Source organism: Mediterranea sp. ET5, assembly GCF_023337025.1.
Lineage (GTDB): Bacteria > Bacteroidota > Bacteroidia > Bacteroidales > Bacteroidaceae > Phocaeicola_A.
In genome coordinates this window covers 38,499-46,026 of sequence record NZ_JAMBLN010000024.1, presented here as the reverse complement: position 1 = coordinate 46,026, position 7,528 = coordinate 38,499, and the positions used below count along the sequence as shown (strand labels likewise).

Here is a 7,528-nt window from a genome sequence, read left to right as displayed (position 1 = left end):
TCATCTATCCAAACATGACTAAGTATATGCCTTTTGTTTATGATGAAATTGGTCTTATGACCAATCAGAAATGCTTTATTATAACAGGACAAAATATGGCTTACTTAACCGCTTTCTTTAATTCCTCTCTATTCAAATATTGTTTCCGCGATTCATTTCCTGAGTTACAAGGAAGCACAAGAGAGTTAAGCAAAATATTCTTCGACAAGATACCAATAAAACAAGTATCTTTAGAACAAAATGAAATTTTCAGACACATTGTCGCTTCTGTACAATCTGATTACACAATAGAACAAATGAGATCGATTGACACCATGTTGTTTGATTTATACAATCTGACCGCAGAAGAACGTAAAACCATTGATTATGTAGAGATTAAGTAAAATTAGCCTCTATATAGTTCTGTTCATCAAGAGATAGGTTGTATAGTCTAAAAACTTTACGATTTATCTCTTTTTCATTGCTTATTGAGCCCGTTTTTATGTTCTCTTCTAAAAGCTTCTTAAGTTCCGAGATTGTCTCCAACCCCACTTGGGGTATTTGTATTGGCTCTATAGCTTGTATGCTTACAAGTAAATCGCCAGTGCCTGTCTTTGGAGCATCCTTAAGCAAATAATGCCCCATTGTCGAATTTAATACACAGCATACAAATTCAACATTATCACCTATTGCAAAGCAAGTACTATCAAGTCCAAAGGCTCCATTATCATTATAACAAAATCGAAGAATAGAACCAACTCTTTTCCAGAGCATTTTTGGCTTAGAAAAATCCTCCAAATAAGCGCAGTTCCGTAAATTATATGGAGTGTCACCTTTATCCGCTCTTTTTGAGATTTTATTCCAATATAGGTCTAAATGAGCTTTAACTGCAGGGTAATCTTCAATATGAATACGAGGAATCTTATCTTTTATGCCATTGTGAGTATTGATTAGCCATAAGTTCGCCCAGTCATATCCATACCTCTTTATATCCCTGCCACGCAGAATCGGTCGTATAAGTTCATCAGTTCGTTTGCGTTCATCTTCCGATTGGCAGTTAGCAAGAATCTCGTTACGTTTCTCAGAACTAATGATAAACGCATCATTAAACCCGGTTTTAATGCCATAATTAATCTGGATATCCCAATCTTTGAGCGGTGTACCTACCGCCTCTATCTTTCTTTTGATGCTCTGCTCAATTGGTGAAAGTATCACCCATGAATCAGAGCTGTTGAAAGTGCATTCCGTTTCATGATGCTGAACATAATCGCTGATTTTCCACAGTCTGTTTATCACTGCTGACACGTATGTAACCGTAAATCATAGTTGTTATTTAGCAATACTTATACCTTCCTGTTATACTCCTATTTTATGTCTATTTTCCACATATCTTCAACCCAACTTGTGCAAATATACACATTTTCCCTCCAGCTCTTGCCATTCCCATAATTATTACTTAAACTTGCAACCTGTTGGCAAAAATGATGAGATTCCTTGCATATTGTAAATGAAATTTGTAAATAATAAGAACAATGAAAGAAAAAACGAAACGTTACATGCTGCCTGAAAACGAGATTCCCCGCTACTGGTACAACATTCAGGCAGACATGGTGAATAAGCCGTTGCCACCCTTGAATCCTGCAACCAAGCAGCCGTTGAAGCCGGAGGATATGTACCCCATCTTTGCCGAGGAACTTTGTCGGCAAGAATTGAATCAGACAGATGCCTGGATTGAAATACCCGAAGAAGTCCGTGAGATGTATAAGTACTACCGTTGCACACCTCTGGTGCGCGCCTACGGACTGGAAAAGGCATTGGGGACCCCGGCGCATATCTATTTCAAGAACGAGAGCGTCAGCCCTGTGGGTTCCCACAAACTCAATTCCGCCTTGGCACAGGCTTACTACTGCAAGAAGGAGGGTGTGACGAACGTCACCACAGAGACCGGTGCAGGACAGTGGGGAGCCGCCCTGTCTTATGCGGCAAAGGTCTTCGGACTGGAGGCTGCTGTCTATCAGGTGAAAATCAGCTATGAGCAGAAGCCTTACCGGCGTAGCATCATGCAGACCTTCGGGGCGCAGGTCACTCCGTCGCCTTCGATGTCAACCCGTGCCGGAAAAGATATTCTGACCGCACATCCCAACTACCAGGGTTCATTGGGTACTGCCATCTCCGAAGCCATCGAGCTGGCACGCATGACACCCAACTGCAAATACACGCTCGGTTCCGTCTTGAGCCATGTCACCCTGCATCAGACTGTCATCGGTCTGGAAGCCGAGAAGCAGATGGAGCTGGCAGGTGAGTATCCCGATGTGGTGATCGGTTGCTTCGGCGGAGGTTCCAACTTCGGCGGCATCTCCTTCCCCTTCATGCGTCACAATATCCTGGAAGGAAAGAAGACCCGTTTTGTCGCTGCGGAACCTGCATCCTGCCCGAAGCTGACACGCGGCAAGTTCCAGTATGACTTTGGAGATGAGGCAGGCTATACGCCGTTGCTGCCCATGTTCACGCTCGGACACAACTTTGCTCCGGCAAACATCCATGCCGGCGGCTTGCGCTATCACGGTGCCGGTGTCATCGTTTCGCAATTGCTGAAGGACAAGATGATGGAGGCTGTCGACATCAACCAGCTGGAGTCATTCGAGGCGGGTTGCTTCTTCGCACGCACCGAAGGTATCATCCCCGCTCCCGAATCCTGTCATGCCATTGCCGCCGCCATCAACGAGGCGAAGCAGTGCATCGAGACGGGCGAGGAGCGTGTCATCCTGTTCAATCTCTCCGGTCACGGACTCATCGACATGGCTTCCTATGACAAGTACCTCTCCGGGGACTTGCAGAACTACACCTTGAGCGATGCGGACATCCAGAAGAACCTGGACGAGATAGGAAATCTCTGACCCTTCTTCCGTCCTTCCGCAGAAAATAAAAACCGGCGCTGGCTCTCATCTACGCAGAGTCAGCGCCGGTTGCATGTTGCGGTTCCCCGATGACGGGGAATCACTCTTCTTCCTTATACCATCCGGCATACATCAGGTAGCCTTCCGCAATCTTCTTGTTCAGTTCCTGCGATTGCTCGGGCGATACCTTCTTGACGAACTTGGCAGGAACACCTGCCCACAAGGTGTAGGGTTCGATGACGGTGTTGCTCAGTACCAGTGCACCGGCAGCCACGATGGCGCCTTTGCCCACCACGGCATTGTCGAGCAGGGTGGAGCCCATGCCGATGAGTGCATAGTCGTCGACCCGTGCACCGTGGATGGTCACGTTGTGCCCCACGGAGACATAGTCGCCGATTTCGATGGTCGAACGTTGATAGAGCGTATGGAGCACGCTGCCATCCTGGATATTCACATTGTTGCCTATGCGGATGCTGTTCACATCGCCACGCAGCACGGCGTTGAACCAGATGCTGCAATGGTTGCCGATTACCACATCACCCACAACCGTCGCGTTCTCGGAGAGATAGCAGTCCTCCCCGATTTGGGGCGTAAAGCCCCGTACAGATTTGATCAGTGCCATAAATAATAGGTATACAGATTTAAATGGTCAATTGTTCCTTGTCAATTGCCAAGCGGTTTAGTCTTCTCTTTCAACCAGACGCGGTGCTCCTCATCAAGCAGGGGAGAGAGCTTCTCATACACGGTCCGGTGGTAGTTGTCGAGCCATTCCGTTTCCTCTTCCGTCAGGAGTGAGCGGACGATGGGACGTGTGTCGATGGGACAGAGTGTCAGCGGCTCGAAGGTATAGAATTCGCCATACTCCGTGGTGCGGTAGGGGACGACCAGTAGGGTGTTCTCCGTACGGATGCCATAGCGTCCGTCCCGGTAAATGCCCGGCTCATCGGTTACAGTCATACCCGGACGGAGTGGGGTGGGGACATGGTTCATGCGTATCTGGTGAGGACCTTCGTGCACATTCAGGTAAGCACCGACGCCGTGTCCGGTGCCGTGCAGGAAGTTTGCCCCTTCACGCCACATGGCTTGTCGTGCCAGTACGTCGAGCTGGGTGCCGCACGTTCCTTGGGGGAAGCAGGCACGGGTCAGTCCGATGTGCCCTTTCAGCACCAGGGTGTAGTCCCGCATCTCGTCGTCACTCACCGGTCCGAGTGCAAGGGTGCGGGTGATGTCTGTGGTGCCGTCGGCGTACTGTGCACCGCTGTCGAGCAGCAGCAGTCCTTCGGGAGCCAATGCCTTGTCGGTCTCCGGTGTCGCTTCATAGTGGACGATGGCGCCATGCTCCTTGTAGCCGGCAATGGTGTCGAAGCTGATTCCCTTGAACCGGGCTTGTCCGGCGCGGAACGCATGGAGCTTGCGGTCGATGCTCATCTCGGTCTCCCCACCTTGCGGAACAGCCTCTTCCAGCCACTTGAGGAACTGTACCATCGCCACGCCGTCGCGCAGCATGGCTGCATGGAATCCTGCTATTTCAGCATCGTTCTTGACAGCCTTCATCAGTGGAACGGGTGATGTGTGGAGCAGGACCTGCGTGTGTGCCGTGCCTACTGACTGGCGGACGGCCTCGCTTGTACGTGCGGGGTCCAGGCTGAGTGTGGCATACGGATAGTCGTGCAGGTCGTCACACAGGTCGGTGTAGTCTTCCGTCATGACTCCCTCTTCGGAGAGGTAGGCTTTCACGTCGGGTGTCAGTTTCTTCGGGTTGATGTAGAGGACCGCTTCGTGTCCGGTGATGAGCAGATAGCTCACGAAGACGGGGTTGCAATGCACGTCGTTGCCGCGCAGGTTGAGTGTCCAGGCTATGTCGTCGAGCGTGGAGAGCAGGATGCCTTCCGCGCCTTGTCTTTGGATGGTCTGACGGATAGCTGCCAACTTCTCCCGGCAGCTCACGCCTGCATATTCCAGCGGATGGATGTTGACGGGAGAGTCGGGGAGGGCCGGACGGTTGTCCCACAACTCCTGTACGGGGTCGTAATCCGTGCGCAGATGAAGTCCGTAAGCGGACAGCTCGTGGCGCAGCTCCTCAGCGTCGGCGATGCAGTTCACCCATCCGTCAATGCCCACCGTAGCTCCAGCAGAGAGGGTGTCGCTCAGCCATGCGGGGATGGAAGGTGTGTCAGGCAGACGGTCCTTCATGAGTCGGATACCCGTCCCTTCGAGCTGTTCAGCAGCCTGGAGGAAATAGCGGGAGTCGGTCCAGAGGGCTGCATCGTCGAGAGTCACCACGGCAGTACCCGCACTGCCGTTGAACCCCGTGAGCCATTCACGGGTCTGCCAATGGTCGGGGACGTATTCACCCGAATGGGGATCGGTGCTGGGAATGATAAATGCGGATAAGGAGTGTTCGCGCAGGCAGCGGCGCAACTGCTCCAGTCGTTCGATGATCGCTTCTTTCATGGTTGCTTCAGTTATGGTTCCAAGGCTACAAAAATAGCAAATTAGCAAGAACGGCAAGTCCTGAAGCTCCCATTCCACCCTCTTTTTTTGACTATTTGGCTATCCCGTATTTCGGGATGGGCCGTTTAGTCATCGAGTCGGCATCCACGGAAGGTCCCTCTCAGGTCCGGTCCGAAGTAGAAGCCCGGTTGCGTCGGTTGGTTGTAGCCTACGTTCTCGGTTGCGACACTGATGCGGTATACCGGGTCTTCCAGGAAGGTGTGAAAGCGGTAGGCTGTTGGAATGGGACTGACGTACAGCCGGAGCGATGCGTTGTCTGCCGAACGCAGGAGCACTTCTTCCCGCCAGTCACCCACGATGTCCGCCTGAAGACAGGGATTCTTCTTCGTCCCGTTGTTGCTCAGCGTCCCGTCGAAAGTGATGAGCGGACGGCATTCTCCGGTGTTCCGGTCATACTTGCTCACGGTGTTGCCGTCGAGCATCTCGCGCAACAGGTCACCGTCCCACCATACCGCCATGTTGATGGGCAATCTCCGGGGGCGACGTGCCACCACATCCCCCTTGACGTTGAGGATGCCTCCCGAACGGATGGACCACATCTCCACACCCGGGTTGACCGGGTCGATGTCGGCAGCCATGCAACGTCCCACGTCGATGTCCGAAGGTACCTGGCTGATGACCTTTCCGGTAGCGGCATCGCGGAAGGTGGAGCCGTCGCGCTTGTTCTCGTGGCAGGCCCATACCTGGAGGTGCGGGTCATCGGCAGAGAACTGCGTGAGGTGGAAGGCGTCGCCATGTCCCATACCGGTGGAATAAAGTCCCCGTCCGTCATGGTCGACGGTCATGGAACCGTAGACAATCTCGTCGCATCCGTCGCCGTCGACATCCCCTACACGCAGGTTGTGGTTTCCCTGTCCGGCATACGCCTCGTTGCCCGGTTGGTCGGTGTCGAACACCCAATGCTCGTGCAGCTTCCTGCCGTCCCAGTCAAAGGCAGCAAGGACGGTACGGGTGTAATAGCCGCGACACATGATGACGCTGGGGTGTATGCCGTCCAGATAAGCTACGGCTGCCAGGAAACGGTCACTACGGTTGGCACGACTGTCGCCCCAACTCTGCGGGTCACCCCGTTGCGGAATGTAGTCGATGGTGTGCAGTGCCTCTCCCGTCAGTCCGGAGAAGACCGTGAGATATTCCTTCCCCTCGAAGATGCGTCCCTGGTTGTAGGGGAGGGTAGAGTGTTTGGCAGTGCGTCCGGGTTCTCCGGCAAAACGGTAGTCTGCCCGGGCATCGCCGATGATGTTTCCTTTTGCGTCAGTAGTCCCGTCGGCTGTGCGGACGACCACTTCAGCCTTGCCGTCGTGGTCGAGGTCATAGACGATGAAGGGAGTATAGTGTGCCCCGGCGCGTATGTTCCGTCCCAGGTTGATGCGCCAGAGCTGTTCACCGTTGAGGCGGTAGCAGTCGAGCAGCACCTCCCCCGTATAGCCGTCGTGGGAGTTGTCGTGGGCATTGCTCGGGTCCCACTTCAGGATGATTTCATATTCCCCGTCTCCGTCAACATCACCGACGGAAGCATCGTTGGGTATATAAGTATAGGTATCCCCGGTGGAAGTCGTTCCGTCAGACGGACGATTGAGAGGGATGTTCACATAGCCTGTCGGGGCATGTGCCGGGAGGGTATATTGTCCCCGTTTGCGGTGGTTCTCCCTGCCTTGGCTTACGGGTCGCACCTCGTAGACTGCCGCCTTGTCGTCGGTGTATGTATCCTCAAAGAAGGTCGAGGCCGTGACGGGAGCCGTGTTCACTTTCCGTCCGTTGCGATAGATGTTGAAGCCGGTGTCTGCCGGGTCGGAGGAGAGATAGCGCCAGGAAAGGCAGACGGTGGAAGCGTCCTTGCGGATGGCTACGACGCCGCGTCCCAGGTCTTCGCGTTGCAGCTTGTCGTAGTCGTATCGGGGTTGTCCCGTCAGGGTCGCTGCACTCAGCAGGCATGCCGTCAGGACAAGTAAAGATTTCTTCATGGGTTGTATGGTTTTTGATTTCGATGACCAAAGGTAGGGCTATTCTGCAGAAAGAGGGATGTGTCTCCGTACGTATTGATGGAATTTAGCACAAATCACGGACGGGAAAGGAGTATTTTGCAGGGAAAGGGAGGAAATATACATGGAAGGGATGAGGACGAACCTGTAAATTTG

The 7,528-nt window shown here is 52.8% G+C and carries 6 protein-coding genes; 2 read left to right on the top strand and 4 right to left on the bottom strand.

The window, feature by feature from the left end:
- On the top strand, window positions 1-383 hold a 383-nt coding region (locus tag M3087_RS12745; RefSeq protein ID WP_317236697.1), incomplete at its 5' end, for a TaqI-like C-terminal specificity domain-containing protein.
- On the opposite strand, the gene M3087_RS12740 is transcribed toward M3087_RS12745, so the two are convergent.
- Window positions 376-1,275 (bottom strand): TaqI-like C-terminal specificity domain-containing protein, encoded by a 900-nt coding sequence (locus M3087_RS12740; protein WP_249096304.1) that lies wholly within the window; start codon window positions 1,273-1,275, stop codon window positions 376-378. The genes M3087_RS12745 and M3087_RS12740 overlap by 8 nt on opposite strands.
- Before the next feature lie 236 nt (window positions 1,276-1,511).
- On the opposite strand from M3087_RS12740, the gene M3087_RS12735 reads away from it, so the two are divergent.
- Window positions 1,512-2,876: a TrpB-like pyridoxal phosphate-dependent enzyme gene (locus tag M3087_RS12735; RefSeq protein ID WP_249096302.1), complete on the top strand. Its 1,365-nt coding sequence runs from the start codon at window positions 1,512-1,514 to the stop codon at window positions 2,874-2,876.
- Window positions 2,877-2,976: 100 nt separating this feature from the next.
- Here M3087_RS12735 and M3087_RS12730 read toward each other — a convergent pair whose 3' ends face one another.
- From M3087_RS12730 to M3087_RS12720, 3 genes are all read right to left on the bottom strand, one after another.
- The gene (locus M3087_RS12730) at window positions 2,977-3,498 is read right to left on the bottom strand and encodes a gamma carbonic anhydrase family protein (RefSeq protein ID WP_022383518.1); all 522 of its coding nucleotides are present in this window, start codon (window positions 3,496-3,498) and stop codon (window positions 2,977-2,979) included.
- 41 nt (window positions 3,499-3,539) lie between these two features.
- On the bottom strand, window positions 3,540-5,330 hold the full coding sequence (locus M3087_RS12725) for an aminopeptidase P family protein (protein ID WP_249096301.1): 1,791 nt from the start codon (window positions 5,328-5,330) through the stop codon (window positions 3,540-3,542).
- A gap of 125 nt (window positions 5,331-5,455) precedes the next feature.
- On the bottom strand, window positions 5,456-7,354 hold the full coding sequence (locus tag M3087_RS12720; protein ID WP_249096298.1) for a rhamnogalacturonan lyase: 1,899 nt from the start codon (window positions 7,352-7,354) through the stop codon (window positions 5,456-5,458).
- Between the last annotated feature and the right edge of the window lie 174 nt (window positions 7,355-7,528).

Coding starts and splice junctions, on each gene's coding strand:
- M3087_RS12725 (WP_249096301.1), bottom strand. CDS start 5,330: ATGAAAGAAGCGATCATCGAACGACTGGAGCAGTTGCGCCGCTGCCTG.
- M3087_RS12735 (WP_249096302.1), top strand. CDS start 1,512: ATGAAAGAAAAAACGAAACGTTACATGCTGCCTGAAAACGAGATTCCC.
- M3087_RS12720 (WP_249096298.1), bottom strand. CDS start 7,354: ATGAAGAAATCTTTACTTGTCCTGACGGCATGCCTGCTGAGTGCAGCG.
- M3087_RS12730 (WP_022383518.1), bottom strand. CDS start 3,498: ATGGCACTGATCAAATCTGTACGGGGCTTTACGCCCCAAATCGGGGAG.